The organism is Acinetobacter sp. BEC1-S18-ESBL-01 (genome assembly GCF_014169935.1).
Lineage (GTDB): Bacteria > Pseudomonadota > Gammaproteobacteria > Pseudomonadales > Moraxellaceae > Acinetobacter > Acinetobacter pittii.
Map to the genome: position 1 here is coordinate 835,014 of NZ_AP022302.1, position 21,602 is coordinate 856,615.

The 21,602-nt window shown below is 49.2% G+C and carries 1 protein-coding gene; it reads left to right on the top strand.

Annotated features, from left to right (window positions below; genetic code table 11):
- Positions 1–123 precede the first annotated feature (123 nt).
- A complete protein-coding gene (locus H7R46_RS04070; RefSeq protein ID WP_182924242.1) occupies positions 124–21,555 on the top strand; it encodes a BapA/Bap/LapF family large adhesin in 21,432 nt (7,143 codons plus the stop codon).
- The last annotated feature ends 47 nt before the right edge of the window (positions 21,556–21,602 follow it).

Here is a 21,602-nt window from a genome sequence, read left to right on the forward strand (position 1 = left end):
TTTAATGTAAAAATGATCACATTACTTAATGTTTTTAAGTTGTAGGTCAAAAACTTAGAAAGATTAAGTAAAAAGAATTATACATAAAATCATTTAAATCAATAATATAAAAGGAATACAGATATGCCTGAAATACAAATTATTGCCAAGGATAGTCACGATACCTTGTCAACAATCAAGGGAACTTCTGCGAAGCTTTCAGAAGCGTCGGTCGTATTGGTAAAAGTGGCTGCCAGTGATGTATTGGTAGTGAATAGGGAGGGTACCAATGCAGTCATTCGCCTGAAAAATGGCGAGACTATTGTTATTGAAGGCTTCTTTAGTGGAACAGCTGAGCCTAAAGATAACAGTCTTGTTTTTCAAGATGAAAATGGACAGTTGATTTGGGCAAAATTCAAAGATGCTGAAAATGATGCGGACGCCGATGCCGATGCGGACGCTGACGCAGACAGTGATGTTGAACCACAAGCTCTGGTAGCTGAGGATTTACCTGCTGCTTTACCGGCAGAAGCACCACAAGAGTTGGTATCTGACGTTATTTACCAGCCTATTTCTTCAATTGAACCATTACTTTATCACGATGCAGGTGTAAACCCATGGTTGTGGGCAGCTATTCCTTTAGTTGCGGGCGGTATTATCGCTGCAGCATCGAATAGTGATAATGATGATGACTCAACACCTGCTGACACTACTCCACCAAATACAGATGGAGTTACTTTCTCTGTTGACCCTGTTACTTCAGATAACGTAATTAATGCATCAGAAGCAGCAGGTAATGTCACGATTACTGGTGTTTTGAAAAACATTCCAGCAGATGCGGCCAATACGGCCGTTACAGTTGTTATTAATGGGGTAACTTATAATGCAACTGTAGACAAAACAGCGGGTACATGGACAGTAAGTGTGCCTGGTAGTGGTCTAACAGCTGATGCAGATAAAACCATTGATGCGACTGTAACGTTTACAGATGCGGCAGGTAATAGCAGTACTGTTAAAGATACACAAACTTATACGATTGATACGACTGCACCGAATGCACCAGTGATTGACCCGGTTAACGGGACAGACCCGATCACAGGTACAGCAGAACCTGGTTCAACAGTAACTGTGACTTATCCGGACGGTAGTACGGCAAGTGTTGTAGCAGGACCGGATGGTACTTGGACTGTACCAAACCCTGGTTTGAATAATGGTGATGAAGTTACAGCTGTAGCAACAGACCCTGCTGGCAATACATCAGGACCAGGAACAGCTATTGTTGATGCAGTTGGTCCAAATACGGATGGTGTTAACTTTGCTGTTGATTCGGTAACAGCTGATAATGTGGTTAATGCATCAGAAGCGGCTGGCAATGTCACGATTACTGGTGTTCTGAAAAACGTTCCTTCAGATGCGGCTACTACAGCCGTTACAGTTGTTATTAATGGGGTAACTTATACTGCAACTGTAGACAGTGCAGCAGGTACATGGACAGTAAGTGTACCAGGTAGCGGTTTGGTTGCTGATGCTGATAAAACGATTGATGCTAAAGTAACCTTCACTGATGCAGCAGGTAATAGCAGCACAGTTAACGATACACAAACTTATACACTGGATACAGCTGCTCCTTCAGCGCCAGTGATTGACCCGGTTAACGGGACAGACCCGATTACAGGTACTGCAGAACCTGGTTCAACCGTAACAGTAACCTATCCTAATGGTGACACAGCAACAGTCGTGGCAGGACCTGATGGCAGCTGGTCAGTACCAAACCCTGGTCTTAATGATGGTGATGAAGTTGAGGCAATTGCTACAGATCCAGCAGGTAACCCATCTTTGCCAGGTACAGCTACTGTTGATGCAGTTGCACCAGCAGTTGTTATAACTGATTTATTAACGAATGACAGTACACCTGCGTTAACCGGTACAGTGAACGATCCGACAGCCACTGTGGTTGTGAATGTGGATGGTGTTGACTATCCAGCAGTGAACAATGGTGACGGCACCTGGACGCTTGCAGACAATACACTTCCTGCGTTAACTGATGGTCCACACACCATTACCGTGACTGCAACAGATGCAGCAGGTAACGTAGGTACAGATACAGGTGTTGTGACAGTTGATACAGCAGCTCCTTCAGCGCCAGTGATTGACCCGGTTAACGGGACAGACCCAATTACAGGTACAGCAGAACCTGGTTCAACAGTAACAGTAACTTATCCGGACGGTAGTACAGCAAGTGTTGTAGCAGGAACGGATGGTACTTGGACTGTGCCAAACCCAGGCTTAAATGATGGTGATACGGTAACAGCAGTAACAGAAGATCCTGCTGGCAATACATCAGGTCCAACAACAGCTGTGGTTGATGCGGTTGCACCGACAGTAGCGCTTAACGATGTATTGACCAATGACAGTACACCTGAGTTAACCGGTACAGTGAACGATCCGACAGCCACTGTGGTGGTAAATGTGGATGGTACTGACTATCCGGCAGTAAACAATGGTGACGGCACCTGGACGCTTGCAGACAATACACTTCCTGCGTTAACTGATGGTCCACACACCATTACCGTGACTGCAACAGATGCAGCAGGTAACGTAGGTACAGATACAGGTGTTGTGACAGTTGATACAGCAGCTCCTACAGCACCAGTGATTGACCCGGTTAACGGGACAGACCCAATTACAGGTACAGCAGAACCTGGTTCAACAGTAACAGTAACTTATCCGGACGGTAGTACAGCAAGTGTTGTAGCAGGAACGGATGGTACTTGGACTGTGCCAAACTCAGGCTTAAATGATGGCGATACAGTAACGGCAGTAACAGAAGATCCTGCTTGCAATACATCAGGCCCAGCAACAGCTGTGGTTGATGCGGTTGCGCCGACAGTAGCGCTTAACGATGTATTGACCAATGACAGTACACCTGAGTTAACCGGTACAGTGAACGATCCGACAGCCACTGTGGTTGTGAATGTGGATGGTGTTGACTATCCGGCAGTGAATAATGGTGACGGCACCTGGATGCTTGCAGACAATACACTTCCTGCGTTAACTGATGGTCCACATACCATTACCGTGACTGCAACAGATGCAGCAGGTAACGTAGGTACAGATACAGGTGTTTTGACAGTTGATACAGCAGCTCCTACAGCACCAGTGATTGACCCGGTTAACGGGACAGACCCAATTACAGGTACAGCAGAACCTGGTTCAACAGTGACTGTGACTTATCCTGACGGCAGTACAGCAAGTGTTGTAGCAGGACCAGACGGTACGTGGACTGTGCCAAACCCTGGCCTGAATGATGGCGATGAAGTTGAAGCGATTGCTACAGATCCAGCAGGTAACCCATCATTACCAGGCACAGCTATTGTCGATGCAGTTGGCCCAAATACCGATGGTGTCAACTTCGCAGTTGATTCAGTAACAGCTGACAATGTAATTAATGCATCAGAAGCAGCGGGTAATGTCACGATTACTGGTGTTCTGACAAACGTTCCTTCAGATGCGGCTACTACAGCCGTTACAGTTGTTATTAATGGGGTAACTTATAATGCAACTGTAGACAGTGCAGCAGGTACATGGACAGTAAGTGTGCCTGGTAGCGGTTTAACAGCGGATGCAGATAAAATAATTGATGCCAAAGTAACCTTCACTGATGCAGTAGGTAATAGCAGCACTGTTAATGATACACAAACTTATACAATTGATACCACCGCACCAAATGCACCTGTACTTGATCCAATCAATGCGACTGACCCAGTGAGCGGTACAGCAGAACCTGGTTCAACAGTGACTGTGACATATCCTGACGGCACCACTGCAACAGTCGTGGCAGGCACAGACGGAACATGGTCAGTACCAAACCCGGGTAACCTGGTGGATGGCGATACAGTGACTGCAACAGCCACTGACCCTGCAGGCAATATCTCATTGCCAGGTACAGGCACAGTCTCTGCAGACATCACACCGCCGGTGGTTGCACTAGATGATGTACTCACTAACGACAGCACACCAGCACTTACTGGTACAGTGAACGATCCGACAGCCACTGTGGTTGTCAATGTGGATGGTGTTGACTATCCAGCAGTGAACAATGGTGACGGCACCTGGACGCTTGCAGACAATACACTGCCTGCGTTAACTGATGGTCCACACACCATTACCGTGACTGCAACAGATGCAGCAGGCAATGCAGGTACCGATACAGCAGTGGTGACGATTGATACCACCGCACCAAATGCACCTGTACTTGATCCAATCAATGCAACTGACCCAGTGAGCGGTACAGCAGAACCTGGTTCTACAGTGACTGTGACATATCCTGATGGCACCACTGCAACAGTCGTGGCAGGCACAGATGGCAGCTGGTCAGTACCAAACCCGGGTAACCTGGTGGATGGCGATACAGTGACTGCAACAGCGACTGACCCTGCAGGCAATACTTCATTGCCAGGTACAGGCACAGTCTCTGCCGACATCACACCGCCGGTGGTTGCACTTGATGATGTGTTGACGAATGACAGTACACCAGCACTCACTGGTACAGTGAACGATCCAACAGCCACTGTGGTTGTCAATGTGGATGGTGTTGACTATCCAGCAGTGAACAATGGTGACGGCACCTGGACGCTTGCAGACAATACACTTCCTGCATTAACTGATGGTCCACACACCATTACCGTGACTGCAACAGATGCAGCAGGCAATGCAGGTACCGATACAGCAGTGGTGACGATTGATACCACCGCACCAAATGCACCTGTACTTGATCCAATCAATGCAACTGACCCAGTGAGCGGTACAGCAGAAGCTGGTTCTACAGTGACTGTGACATATCCTGACGGCACCACTGCAACAGTCGTGGCAGGCACAGATGGCAGCTGGTCAGTACCAAACCCGGGTAACCTGGTGGATGGCGATACCGTGACTGCAACAGCCACTGACCCTGCAGGCAATATCTCATTGCCAGGTACAGGCACAGTCTCTGCAGACATTACACCGCCAGTGGTTCTCCTTGATGATGTGTTGACTAACGACAGCACACCAGCACTCACTGGTACAGTGAACGATCCGACCGCAACAGTGGTTGTCAATGTGGATGGCACTGACTATCCGGCAGTGAACAATGGTGACGGCACCTGGACACTTGCAGACAATACACTTCCTGCGTTAACTGATGGTCCACACACCATTACCGTGACTGCAACAGACCCTGCAGGCAATGCAGGTACCGATACAGCAGTGGTAACAATTGATACCACAGCACCAAATGCACCTGTACTTGATCCAATCAATGCGACTGACCCGGTGAGCGGTACAGCAGAACCTGGTTCAACAGTGACTGTGACATATCCTGATGGCACCACTGCAACAGTCGTGGCAGGCACAGACGGAACATGGTCAGTACCAAACCCGGGTAATCTGGTGGATGGCGATACGGTTACAGCAACAGCAACTGACCCTGCAGGCAATACTTCATTGCCAGGTACAGGCACAGTCTCTGCAGACATCACACCGCCGGTGGTTGCGCTGGATGACGTGTTGACCAATGACAGCACACCAGCACTCACTGGTACAGTGAACGATCCGACAGCAACAGTGGTTGTGAACGTGGATGGTGTTGACTATCCGGCAGTGAACAATGGTGACGGCACCTGGACGCTTGCAGACAATACACTGCCTGCGTTAACTGATGGTCCACACACCATTACCGTGACTGCAACAGATGCAGCAGGCAATGCAGGTACCGATACAGCAGTGGTGACCATTGATACCACCGCACCAAATGCACCTGTACTTGATCCAATCAATGCAACTGACCCAGTGAGCGGTACAGCAGAAGCGGGTTCTACAGTGACTGTGACATATCCTGATGGCACCACTGCAACAGTCGTGGCAGGCACAGACGGAACATGGTCAGTACCAAACCCGGGTAATCTGGTGGATGGCGATACGGTTACAGCAACAGCGACTGACCCTGCAGGCAATACTTCATTGCCAGGTACAGGCACAGTCTCTGCTGACATCACACCGCCGGTGGTTGTACTTGATGATGTACTCACTAATGACAGCACACCAGCACTCACTGGTACAGTGAACGATCCAACAGCCACTGTGGTTGTCAATGTGGATGGTGTTGACTATCCGGCAGTGAACAATGGTGACGGTACCTGGACGCTTGCAGACAATACACTTCCTGCGTTAACTGATGGTCCACACACCATTACCGTGACTGCAACAGATGCAGCAGGCAATGCAGGTACAGATACAGCAGTGGTGACGATTGATACCACAGCACCAAATGCACCTGTACTTGATCCAATCAATGCAACTGACCCAGTGAGCGGTACAGCAGAAGCGGGTTCTACAGTGACTGTGACATATCCTGATGGCACCACTGCAACAGTCGTGGCAGGCACAGACGGAACATGGTCAGTACCAAACCCGGGTAACCTGGTGGATGGCGATACGGTTACAGCAACAGCAACTGACCCTGCAGGCAATACTTCATTGCCAGGTACAGGCACAGTCTCTGCTGACATCACACCGCCGGTGGTTGTACTTGATGATGTACTCACTAATGACAGCACACCAGCACTCACTGGTACAGTGAACGATCCAACAGCCACTGTGGTTGTCAATGTGGATGGTGTTGACTATCCGGCAGTGAACAATGGTGACGGCACCTGGACGCTTGCAGACAATACACTTCCTGCGTTAACTGATGGTCCACACACCATTACCGTGACTGCAACAGATGCAGCGGGCAATGCAGGTACCGATACAGCAGTGGTAACAATTGATACCACCGCACCGAATGCACCTGTACTTGATCCAATCAATGCGACTGACCCAGTGAGCGGTACAGCAGAACCTGGTTCAACAGTGACTGTGACATATCCTGATGGCACCACTGCAACAGTCGTGGCAGGCACAGACGGAACATGGTCAGTACCAAACCCGGGTAACCTGGTGGATGGCGATACGGTTACAGCAACAGCCACTGACCCTGCAGGCAATACTTCATTGCCAGGTACAGGCACAGTTTCTGCAGACATCACACCGCCGGTGGTTGCGCTGGATGACGTGTTGACCAATGACAGCACACCAGCACTTACTGGTACAGTGAACGATCCGACAGCCACTGTGGTTGTCAATGTGGATGGTGTTGACTATCCGGCAGTGAACAATGGTGACGGCACCTGGACGCTTGCCGACAATACACTTCCTGCATTAACTGATGGTCCACACACCATTACCGTGACTGCAACAGATGCAGCAGGCAATGCAGGTACCGATACAGCAGTGGTGACCATTGATACCACCGCACCAAATGCACCTGTACTTGATCCAATCAATGCAACTGACCCAGTGAGCGGTACAGCAGAAGCGGGTTCTACAGTGACAGTCAGCTTCCCTGACGGCACCACTGCAACAGTGGTAGCTGGAACAGATGGCAGCTGGTCAGTACCAAACCCGGGTAACCTGGTGGATGGCGATACCGTGACTGCAACCGCGACTGACCCTGCAGGCAATATTTCATTGCCAGGTACAGGCACAGTCTCTGCAGACATCACACCGCCGGTGGTTGCACTGGATGACGTGTTGACCAATGACAGCACACCAGCACTCACTGGTACAGTGAACGATCCGACAGCAACAGTGGTTGTGAATGTAGATGGTGTTGACTATCCGGCAGTGAACAATGGTGACGGCACCTGGACACTTGCAGACAATACACTTCCTGCATTAACTGATGGTCCACACACCATTACCGTGACTGCAACAGATGCAGCAGGCAATGCAGGTACAGATACAGCAGTGGTGACAATTGATACCACCGCACCAAATGCACCTGTACTTGATCCAATCAATGCGACTGACCCGGTGAGCGGTACAGCAGAACCTGGTTCAACAGTGACTGTGAGCTTCCCTGACGGCACCACTGCAACAGTCGTGGCAGGCACAGACGGAACATGGTCAGTACCAAACCCGGGTAACCTGGTGGATGGCGATACCGTGACTGCAACAGCAACTGACCCTGCAGGCAATACTTCATTGCCAGGTACAGGCACAGTCTCTGCAGACATCACACCGCCGGTGGTTGCACTAGATGATGTACTCACTAACGACAGCACACCAGCACTTACTGGTACAGTGAACGATCCGACAGCCACTGTGGTTGTCAATGTGGATGGTGTTGACTATCCAGCAGTGAACAATGGTGACGGCACCTGGACACTTGCAGACAATACACTTCCTGCATTAACTGATGGTCCACACACCATTACCGTGACTGCAACAGATGCAGCGGGCAATGCAGGTACCGATACAGCAGTGGTGACGATTGATACCACAGCACCAAATGCACCTGTACTTGATCCAATCAATGCAACTGACCCAGTGAGCGGTACAGCAGAAGCGGGTTCTACAGTGACTGTGACATATCCTGATGGCACCACTGCAACAGTCGTGGCAGGGACAGATGGCAGCTGGTCAGTACCAAACCCGGGTAACCTGGTGGATGGCGATACCGTGACTGCAACAGCGACTGACCCTGCAGGCAATACTTCATTGCCAGGTACAGGCACAGTCTCTGCAGACATCACACCGCCGGTGGTTGCACTAGATGATGTACTCACTAACGACAGCACACCAGCACTTACTGGTACAGTGAACGATCCGACAGCCACTGTGGTTGTGAACGTGGATGGTGTTGACTATCCGGCAGTAAACAATGGTGACGGCACCTGGACGCTTGCCGACAATACACTTCCTGCATTAACTGATGGTCCACACACCATTACCGTGACTGCAACAGATGCAGCAGGCAATGCAGGTACCGATACAGCAGTGGTGACCATTGATACCACCGCACCAAATGCACCTGTACTTGATCCAATCAATGCAACTGACCCAGTGAGCGGTACAGCAGAACCTGGTTCTACAGTGACTGTGAGCTTCCCTGACGGCACCACTGCAACAGTGGTAGCTGGAACAGATGGCAGCTGGTCAGTACCAAACCCGGGCAACCTGGTGGATGGCGATACCGTGACTGCAACAGCCACTGACCCTGCAGGCAATATTTCATTGCCAGGTACAGGCACAGTCTCTGCAGACATCACACCGCCGGTGGTTGCACTAGATGATGTACTCACTAACGACAGCACACCAGCATTTACTGGTACAGTGAACGATCCGACAGCCACTGTGGTTGTCAATGTGGATGGTGTTGACTATCCGGCAGTGAACAATGGTGACGGCACCTGGACGCTTGCCGACAATACACTTCCTGCATTAACTGATGGTCCACACACCATTACCGTGACTGCAACAGATGCAGCAGGCAATGCAGGTACCGATACAGCAGTGGTGACCATTGATACCACCGCACCAAATGCACCTGTACTTGATCCAATCAATGCAACTGACCCAGTGAGCGGTACAGCAGAAGCGGGTTCTACAGTGACAGTCAGCTTCCCTGACGGCACCACTGCAACAGTGGTAGCTGGAACAGATGGCAGCTGGTCAGTACCAAACCCGGGTAACCTGGTGGATGGCGATACCGTGACTGCAACCGCGACTGACCCTGCAGGCAATACTTCATTGCCAGGTACAGGCACAGTCTCTGCAGACATCACACCGCCGGTGGTTGCACTAGATGATGTACTCACTAACGACAGCACACCAGCACTTACTGGTACAGTGAACGATCCGACAGCCACTGTGGTGGTGAATGTGGATGGTGTTGACTATCCAGCAGTGAACAATGGTGACGGCACCTGGACGCTTGCAGACAATACACTGCCTGCGTTAACTGATGGTCCACACACCATTACCGTGACTGCAACAGATGCAGCAGGCAATGCAGGTACCGATACAGCAGTGGTGACGATTGATACCACCGCACCAAATGCACCTGTACTTGATCCAATCAATGCAACTGACCCAGTGAGCGGTACAGCAGAACCTGGTTCTACAGTGACTGTGACATATCCTGATGGCACCACTGCAACAGTCGTGGCAGGCACAGATGGCAGCTGGTCAGTACCAAACCCGGGTAACCTGGTGGATGGCGATACAGTGACTGCAACAGCGACTGACCCTGCAGGCAATACTTCATTGCCAGGTACAGGCACAGTCTCTGCCGACATCACACCGCCGGTGGTTGCACTTGATGATGTGTTGACGAATGACAGTACACCAGCACTCACTGGTACAGTGAACGATCCAACAGCCACTGTGGTTGTCAATGTGGATGGTGTTGACTATCCAGCAGTGAACAATGGTGACGGCACCTGGACGCTTGCAGACAATACACTTCCTGCATTAACTGATGGTCCACACACCATTACCGTGACTGCAACAGATGCAGCAGGCAATGCAGGTACCGATACAGCAGTGGTGACGATTGATACCACCGCACCAAATGCACCTGTACTTGATCCAATCAATGCAACTGACCCAGTGAGCGGTACAGCAGAAGCTGGTTCTACAGTGACTGTGACATATCCTGACGGCACCACTGCAACAGTCGTGGCAGGCACAGACGGAACATGGTCAGTACCAAACCCGGGTAATCTGGTGGATGGCGATACAGTGACTGCAACAGCGACTGACCCTGCAGGCAATACTTCATTGCCAGGTACAGGCACAGTCTCTGCCGACATCACACCGCCGGTGGTTGCACTTGATGATGTGTTGACGAATGACAGCACACCAGCACTCACTGGTACAGTGAACGATCCAACAGCCACTGTGGTTGTGAACGTGGATGGTGTTGACTATCCAGCAGTGAACAATGGTGACGGCACCTGGACGCTTGCCGACAATACACTTCCTGCATTAACTGATGGTCCACACACCATTACCGTGACTGCAACAGATGCAGCAGGCAATGCAGGTACCGATACAGCAGTGGTGACGATTGATACCACCGCACCAAATGCACCTGTACTTGATCCAATCAATGCAACTGACCCAGTGAGCGGTACAGCAGAAGCTGGTTCTACAGTGACTGTGACATATCCTGATGGCACCACTGCAACAGTCGTGGCAGGCACAGACGGAACATGGTCAGTACCAAACCCGGGCAACCTGGTGGATGGCGATACGGTTACAGCAACAGCTACTGACCCTGCAGGCAATACTTCATTGCCAGGTACAGGCACAGTCTCTGCCGACATCACACCGCCGGTGGTTGCACTTGATGATGTGTTGACGAATGACAGCACACCAGCACTCACTGGTACAGTGAACGATCCAACAGCCACTGTGGTTGTGAACGTGGATGGTGTTGACTATCCGGCAGTGAACAATGGTGACGGCACCTGGACGCTTGCAGACAATACACTTCCTGCGTTAACTGATGGTCCACACACCATTACCGTGACTGCAACAGATGCAGCAGGCAATGCAGGTACAGATACAGCAGTGGTGACGATTGATACCACCGCACCAAATGCACCTGTACTTGATCCAATCAATGCAACTGACCCAGTGAGCGGTACAGCAGAAGCTGGTTCTACAGTGACTGTGACATATCCTGATGGCACCACTGCAACAGTCGTGGCAGGCACAGACGGAACATGGTCAGTACCAAACCCGGGCAACCTGGTGGATGGCGATACGGTTACAGCAACAGCTACTGACCCTGCAGGCAATACTTCATTGCCAGGTACAGGCACAGTCTCTGCCGACATCACACCGCCGGTGGTTGCACTTGATGATGTGTTGACGAATGACAGCACACCAGCACTCACTGGTACAGTGAACGATCCAACAGCCACTGTGGTTGTGAACGTGGATGGTGTTGACTATCCGGCAGTGAACAATGGTGACGGCACCTGGACGCTTGCAGACAATACACTTCCTGCGTTAACTGATGGTCCACACACCATTACCGTGACTGCAACAGATGCAGCAGGCAATGCAGGTACAGATACAGCAGTGGTGACCATTGATACTAGCGTTCCAGTTGTATCTTTAGATGACTTAACTACTAATGACACAACTCCTGCTTTAACAGGGGTAATCAATGACCCAACAGCAACAGTGGTTGTGAATGTGGATGGTGTTGACTATCCGGCAGTGAATAACGGTGATGGTACTTGGACTCTTGCAGACAATACTTTGCCTGCATTAATAGATGGTCCTCATACTGTAACTGTAACTGCAACTGATCCAGCTGGTAATACGGCTACAGATACAGCTACGCTTACTATTGATACCGTACCTGCAGACCTGATCGGTGCGATCACGATTCCTGAAGACTTAAATGGCGACGGTATCTTAAATGCAGACGAGCTAGGCACAGACGGTACCTTCAATGCACAAGTGGCGTTGGGACCAGATGCAATCGATGGCACAGTGGTGAATGTGAACGGTACTAACTACACCGTGACAGCAGCTGACCTTGCAAACGGCTTCATCACTGCAGCGATTCCTGTCACAGGCGAAGGCCCTGTAACCATCCATGCAGAAGCAGTGGATGCACAAGGTAACCTTGATGTTGCAGATGCAGACGTCACCGTGACTGTAGATACCTTGCCTGCAGACCTGATCGGTGCGATCACGATTCCTGAAGACTTGAATGGTGACGGTATCTTGAATGCAGACGAGCTTGGTACAGACGGCACCTTCAATGCACAAGTGGCGTTGGGACCAGATGCAATCGATGGCACAGTAGTGAATATCAACGGTACTAACTACACCGTGACTGCAGCTGACCTTGCAAACGGCTTCATCACCGCAGCGATTCCTGTCACAGGCGAAGGCCCTGTGACCATCCATGCAGAAGCAGTGGATGCACAAGGTAACCTTGATGTTGCAGATGCAGATATCACCGTGACTGTAGATACCTTACCTGCAGACCTGATCGGTGCGATCACGATTCCTGAAGACTTAAATGGCGACGGTATCTTGAATGCAGACGAGCTAGGCACAGACGGCACCTTCAATGCACAAGTGGCGTTGGGACCTGATGCAATCGATGGCACAGTAGTGAATATCAACGGTACTAACTACACCGTGACTGCAGCTGACCTTGCAAACGGCTTCATCACCGCAGCGATTCCTGTCACAGGCGAAGGCCCTGTAACCATCCATGCAGAAGCAGTGGATGCACAAGGTAACCTTGATGTTGCAGATGCAGATATCACCGTGACTGTAGATACCTTACCTGCAGACCTGATCGGTGCGATCACGATTCCTGAAGACTTAAATGGCGACGGTATCTTGAATGCAGACGAGCTAGGCACAGACGGCACCTTCAATGCACAAGTGGCGTTGGGACCAGATGCAATCGATGGCACAGTAGTGAATATCAACGGTACTAACTACACCGTGACTGCAGCTGACCTTGCAAACGGCTTCATCACCGCAGCGATTCCTGTCACAGGCGAAGGCCCTGTAACCATCCATGCAGAAGCAGTGGATGCACAAGGTAACCTTGATGTTGCAGATGCAGATATCACCGTGACTGTAGATACCTTACCTGCAGACCTGATCGGTGCGATCACGATTCCTGAAGACTTAAATGGCGACGGTATCTTGAATGCAGACGAGCTAGGCACAGACGGCACCTTCAATGCACAAGTGGCGTTGGGACCAGATGCAATCGATGGCACAGTAGTGAATATCAACGGTACTAACTACACCGTGACTGCAGCTGACCTTGCAAACGGCTTCATCACCGCAGCGATTCCTGTCACAGGCGAAGGCCCTGTAACCATCCATGCAGAAGCAGTGGATGCACAAGGTAACCTTGATGTTGCAGATGCAGATATCACCGTGACTGTAGATACCTTACCTGCAGACCTGATCGGTGCGATCACGATTCCTGAAGACTTAAATGGCGACGGTATCTTGAATGCAGACGAGCTAGGCACAGACGGCACCTTCAATGCACAAGTGGCGTTGGGACCAGATGCAATCGATGGCACAGTAGTGAATATCAACGGTACTAACTACACCGTGACTGCAGCTGACCTTGCAAACGGCTTCATCACCGCAGCGATTCCTGTCACAGGCGAAGGCCCTGTAACCATCCATGCAGAAGCAGTGGATGCACAAGGTAACCTTGATGTTGCAGATGCAGATATCACCGTGACTGTAGATACCTTACCTGCAGACCTGATCGGTGCGATCACGATTCCTGAAGACTTAAATGGCGACGGTATCTTGAATGCAGACGAGCTAGGCACAGACGGCACCTTCAATGCACAAGTGGCGTTGGGACCAGATGCAATCGATGGCACAGTGGTGAATATCAACGGTACTAACTACACCGTGACAGCAGCTGACCTTGCAAACGGCTTCATCACTGCAGCGATTCCTGTCACAGGCGAAGGCCCTGTGACCATCCATGCAGAAGCAGTGGATGCACAAGGTAACCTTGATGTTGCAGATGCAGACGTCACCGTGACTGTAGATACCTTGCCTGCAGACCTGATCGGTGCGATCACGATTCCTGAAGACTTAAATGGCGACGGTATCTTGAATGCAGACGAGCTAGGCACAGACGGTACCTTCAATGCACAAGTGGCGTTGGGACCAGATGCAATCGATGGCACAGTGGTGAATATCAACGGTACCAACTACACCGTGACAGCAGCTGACCTTGCAAACGGTTTCATCACTGCAGCGATTCCTGTAACAGGCGAAGGCCCTGTGACCATCCATGCAGAAGCAGTGGATGCACAAGGTAACCTTGATGTTGCAGATGCAGACGTCACCGTGACTGTAGATACCTTGCCTGCAGACCTGATCGGTGCGATCACGATTCCTGAAGACTTAAATGGCGACGGTATCTTGAATGCAGACGAGCTTGGTACAGACGGCACCTTCAATGCACAAGTGGCATTGGGACCTGATGCAATCGATGGCACAGTGGTGAATATCAACGGTACTAACTACACCGTGACTGCAGCTGACCTTGCAAACGGCTTCATCACCGCAGCGATTCCTGTCACAGGCGAAGGCCCTGTGACCATCCATGCAGAAGCAGTGGATGCACAAGGTAACCTTGATGTTGCAGATGCAGATATCACCGTGACTGTAGATACCTTACCTGCAGACCTGATCGGTGCGATCACGATTCCTGAAGACTTAAATGGCGACGGTATCTTAAATGCAGACGAGCTAGGCACAGACGGCACCTTCAATGCACAAGTGGCATTGGGACCTGATGCAATCGATGGCACAGTGGTGAATATCAACGGTACTAACTACACCGTGACAGCAGCTGACCTTGCAAACGGTTTCATCACTGCAGCGATTCCTGTCACAGGCGAAGGCCCTGTAACCATCCATGCAGAAGCAGTGGATGCACAAGGTAACCTTGATGTTGCAGATGCAGACGTCACCGTGACTGTAGATACCTTGCCTGCAGACCTGATCGGTGCGATCACGATTCCTGAAGACTTAAATGGCGACGGTATCTTGAATGCAGACGAGCTTGGTACAGACGGCACCTTCAATGCACAAGTGGCGCTGGGACCAGATGCAATCGATGGCACAGTGGTGAATATCAACGGTACTAACTACACCGTGACAGCAGCTGACCTTGCAAACGGTTTCATCACTGCAGCGATTCCTGTAACAGGCGAAGGCCCTGTGACCATCCATGCAGAAGCAGTGGATGCACAAGGTAACCTTGATGTTGCAGATGCAGATATCACCGTGACTGTAGATACCTTGCCTGCAGACCTGATCGGTGCGATCACGATTCCTGAAGACTTGAATGGTGACGGTATCTTGAATGCAGACGAGCTTGGTACAGACGGCACCTTCAATGCACAAGTGGCATTGGGACCTGATGCAATCGATGGCACAGTAGTGAATATCAACGGTACTAACTACACCGTGACTGCAGCTGACCTTGCAAACGGCTTCATCACCGCAGCGATTCCTGTCACAGGCGAAGGCCCTGTAACCATCCATGCAGAAGCAGTGGATGCACAAGGTAACCTTGATGTTGCAGATGCAGATATCACCGTGACTGTAGATACCTTGCCTGCAGACCTGATCGGTGCGATCACGATTCCTGAAGACTTAAATGGCGACGGTATCTTGAATGCAGACGAGCTAGGCACAGACGGTACCTTCAATGCACAAGTGGCGTTGGGACCTGATGCAATCGATGGCACAGTGGTGAATGTGAACGGTACTAACTACACCGTGACTGCAGCTGACCTTGCAAACGGCTTCATCACTGCAGCGATTCCTGTCACAGGCGAAGGCCCTGTAACCATCCATGCAGAAGCAGTGGATGCACAAGGTAACCTTGATGTTGCAGATGCAGACGTCACCGTGACTGTAGATACCTTGCCTGCAGACCTGATCGGTGCGATCACGATTCCTGAAGACTTGAATGGTGACGGTATCTTGAATGCAGACGAGCTTGGTACAGACGGCACCTTCAATGCACAAGTGGCATTGGGACCTGATGCAATCGATGGCACAGTAGTGAATATCAACGGTACTAACTACACCGTGACTGCAGCTGACCTTGCAAACGGCTTCATCACCGCAGCGATTCCTGTCACAGGCGAAGGCCCTGTAACCATCCATGCAGAAGCAGTGGATGCACAAGGTAACCTTGATGTTGCAGATGCAGATATCACCGTGACTGTAGATACCTTGCCTGCAGACCTGATCGGTGCGATCACGATTCCTGAAGACTTAAATGGCGACGGTATCTTGAATGCAGACGAGCTAGGCACAGACGGTACCTTCAATGCACAAGTGGCGTTGGGACCAGATGCAATCGATGGCACAGTGGTGAATGTGAACGGTACTAACTACACCGTGACTGCAGCTGACCTTGCAAACGGCTTCATCACTGCAGCGATTCCTGTCACAGGCGAAGGCCCTGTAACCATCCATGCAGAAGCAGTGGATGCACAAGGTAACCTTGATGTTGCAGATGCAGACGTCACCGTGACTGTAGATACCTTGCCTGCAGACCTGATCGGTGCGATCACGATTCCTGAAGACTTGAATGGTGACGGTATCTTGAATGCAGACGAGCTTGGTACAGACGGCACCTTCAATGCACAAGTGGCATTGGGACCTGATGCAATCGATGGCACAGTAGTGAATATCAACGGTACTAACTACACCGTGACTGCAGCTGACCTTGCAAACGGCTTCATCACCGCAGCGATTCCTGTCACAGGCGAAGGCCCTGTAACCATCCATGCAGAAGCAGTGGATGCACAAGGTAACCTTGATGTTGCAGATGCAGATATCACCGTGACTGTAGATACCTTACCTGCAGACCTGATCGGTGCGATCACGATTCCTGAAGACTTAAATGGCGACGGTATCTTGAATGCAGACGAGCTAGGCACAGACGGCACCTTCAATGCACAAGTGGCGTTGGGACCAGATGCAATCGATGGCACGGTGGTGAATATCAACGGTACTAACTACACCGTGACAGCAGCTGACCTTGCAAACGGCTTCATTACAGCGACTCTTGCCGCAACAGCAGCAGATCCTGTGACTGGTCAGATTGTGATTCATGCTGAGGCTGTAGATGCACAAGGTAACGTAGATGTTGCAGATGCAGATGTAACGGTAACTCTAGATGTTACTCCACCTGATATCACTACAACTGTGTTAGCAATTGACCCAGTTACTGCTGATAACATCTTGGATGCGACAGAAGCTGGTGGATCAGTGACCTTAACAGGTACATTGACCAACATCCCTACAGATGCAGTAACAACAGGTGTTGTGGTTACTGTAAATGGTGTTGACTATACAGCCACAGTTGATGCCGTAGCAGGTACTTGGACAGTTGATGTAGCTGGTAGTGGTCTTGCAGCAGATTCAGACTTAACTGTTGATGCTACTGCGACATTCACAGACCTCGCAGGAAACGTTAGTACACTTCAAGATACGCAAACTTATACTCTTGCAAGCTCTATCATTGCTTTCGATAACACTGATACAGCTGTACTTGCTCCTCAACCATTGCTTGTACAAGATGATGCAGCACTAGGAAGCAACACTTATCTAGCACTTGTATCACTTGCTGGACTTGATTTGCAGTTAGGATCAGAGTCAATCGGCTTTACAGTAGCTGCTGGTCAAGAAGGCAATGCGACCTTTACTTACAGCGCTTTAATTGGAGTAGATGCATTATCTGATTACTCTCTAGTAGTTCAGAAACTTGACCCAGTAACAGGCCAATGGACTTCGGTCTATGGTGGTGGTGAGGCTGATATTCTTGATCTTACTTTACTAGGTTCAACTCCTGGTGTGGTTCTTGATGGTCTAGAAGAAGGACAATACCGTGCATTCATGACTTACAACGGTCTTCTAGGTATCGGTTTACTGGGTACCTTAACTGGCACAATGGATGTTTATGACACAACACAAGTAGGTGGATATTACACTGAAGTTGCTGATGGGAATGTGATTACTGATATCAATACCAGTGGTGAAACAGACGTTGTAACCGCTACGACTGTAGTTACAGCGGTAAATGGTCAGCCTGTTACAGCGGTAGATACTGTGATTAATGGGTTGTATGGTACGTTGGTAATCGATCCAGACGGTACATACACTTATACGCCTAATGCAAGTGCAACCGGTGTAGGTCAAACAGATGTATTTGTCTACACATTAACTGATCCTGTAACTGGTGATACGGCTGAAGCAAACCTCAATATTCAATTGAGCTCTGTGAAAGCAGTGGATAATGTTGTAACTGCAGAGATCAACCCAGAACCGTTGCTAGTTGCAGATGATGTTGCTCTAGGTAGTTCAACTTACCTTGCAGCAGTATCGTTGGCTGGTCTGGACTTACAATTGCTTGGTAACGACGCAATTGAGTTTACTGTTGATCCAAACCGCGAAGGTACAGCAACGTTCACATTCGATGCGATCATCACAGCAGATTTACTTAGCGATTATGCAATCGTTGTTCAGAAATTTGATGAAGCAACAGGACAATGGGTATCAATTGGTGGTACTAACCCAGAAGCATCACTCATCGATCTAACGCTTGTCGGTGGAACACCAACAGCAGTTCTTGAAGGATTGGATGCTGGTCAGTACCGCGCATTCATCGGATATGAAGGTTTGCTAGGTGTAGGTTTGGGCGGAACATTAACTGGTACGATGGATGTCTACAATCCATACATCGTGGCTAGTTACTCTGTTGAGCCGATCTCTGGCAATGTCATCAAAGATGCGAGCCTCACTGGTGAAGTTGATGCAGCAAGCAGCAGTGCTGTGATCTCTCAAGTGAATGGTATTGCGGTTGATCCAGTTGCTGGTGCAACAATCACTGGTACATACGGTACATTGGTGATCGACCAAGATGGTAACTACACTTATACCCCAACTGTAGACGGAGCAAACCTAGGTCAGGTAGATCAATTTACCTACACCTTGCTTGATCCTGTAACGGGTAATACTTCTGAGGCAACACTTTACGTTCGTCTCGATAGTGACAGTGTAGATATGACTTGGAACGATGCAGATCCATCTCAACCAGCTGTAATTACTAGTCCGCTTCCAGTAGATGCGATGGATAACGTTGCTTCAGCTGAAATAGACATGGTTTATCCAGTAACGACTGAGGTACTTGATAACGCGATTAGTTACAACTGGTTACTCGGTGTCGGTGGTATCGTTATCGGTTCTAAAGAAGGTACAGCGACATTTACAGTTGATCCAGGTAATCTGACTGATGCGATTATTGCAGTGAACTTTGGTTCGGTTGCTACGGTTGTCGACGGTTTACATGTGGTATTAACACGATTAAATCCAGATGGCACTCGTACTGTAGTTGCAGATAGCTCTGATACTGGCGTGATCGATTTGTTAGGTATCTTTGGTTCTGAAGTTCAATTCAAGATTGATAACTTAAGTGCCGGTACTTATGAGTTGTTCATGGAAAGCAACACATTACTTACAGCTCTAGGTAGTGTTACTGCGGATATCACGCTGAATCATGGTGATATCACTCAACCGCCTGTACTGGTCGTTGACCCTGTAACTGGTAATGTACTTGCTGATGATAACTCTGCGGTTTACGGTACAAACTATGTGCCGGACTACATTACAACAACTTCAGTAGTAACTGCTGTTACAGCTGAAAATGGTAATACAACTACAGTTGTAGCGGGTACTCCAGCAACGGTTGTAGGCGTATATGGAACTCTGACTATTAATGCAGATGGTACTTATAGTTATCAGGCAACTGCGGATATGGCGAATGTAGGTAAAGTTGATAGCTTCACTTACACAGTGACAGATCCTGTAACTGGTAGAACTGATACTGCTACATTACATGTTCAAGTTGGTTCGCCAGATGTTGATGTAACTTGGAATACAGCAGATCCTTCGGCAGATGCTACACTTCCAACACCATCTGTAACAGCTGATACAGATGATGCAACAATCAGCATGGCGCCAGTGGTAGATCCAGTTGTGGATGTTGCGAGTGGTAACGTGACCATTGGTAACTTGGCTGGCTTCCCACCACTACCTGTATTAAGCAGTACCGTAACTTCAAGTCAGTTTACAGTAGCGGCAAATACAGTAAGTGATGTACATGTACAGTTGAACTATACAGCATCATTAAGCTTATCCGCCCTTCCAACGACTGGATATACAATTCAACAGTTAGTTGGTACAACTTGGGTAGATACTGCATATTCTGGTTCTGCAACTGCATTGGCAGGTGTACTCGGTGCTCCAGCATTCTCGGCAGATGTGCCTCATTTGTCGGAAGGGACTTATCGAGTTGTGTTCAGCTTATCAAGTCTGATTTCTCTTGGTACTGTAACTCTAGATTCTGTAGTGACCACGACAGCGACTCATCTAGACCAATACACACCAGATGGACAAACAGACTGGATTACTGGCAACGTACTTACTAATGATGTTGTAGAAGGTACTCAGCTCTATGTAATGAACTCAACAACTGGTACTTATGAACTAGCTGCTGGTCAAGGAGTGAATACAGGTGAAGGTACGTTGTATCTATACAATGATGGTTCTTACTTCTACAAACCATTAGACAGCGCGGCAAATGCGACTGTTGATGCGATTGATTACAAGTTGGTTTCAGTGATCGATGGTAGTGAATATGCCTCTACATTGACGATTAACTTGAGTCAAGAGTTGAATAGCCTTGCAGTAAGTACTGCGGCAAATGATACATTTGCTCTTGGAAATGGCTCTGATACCTTGATTTACAACACATTAACAGCTGCAAGCGTAACTAACGCAACTGGTGGTAATACAACAGCTGGTGGTGTAGATGTATGGACTGACTTCCACGTAGGTGACACTGCAACCGATGATCAGGCTGATAAGATTGACTTAAGTAACTTGTTAATTGGTTCTCAAACTAACTTAACAATTGGTCAATATGTGACAGTAAGTTATGATGCTGGTACTCAAACTGCGACAATCAGCGTAGACCGTGATGGTGGATTACTTGTAGAAGGTACTTACACTGAAACACCATTGCTTCAATTGACTAACCTTACTGGTCCAGTCACATTGAATGACTTGATCAACAATGGTCAAATCATTTTCTAATCTGACAATCGACTTATAGAAAAAAGAGCCTTTGGGCTCTTTTTTTA

Coding starts and splice junctions, on each gene's coding strand:
- H7R46_RS04070 (WP_182924242.1), top strand. CDS start 124: ATGCCTGAAATACAAATTATTGCCAAGGATAGTCACGATACCTTGTCA.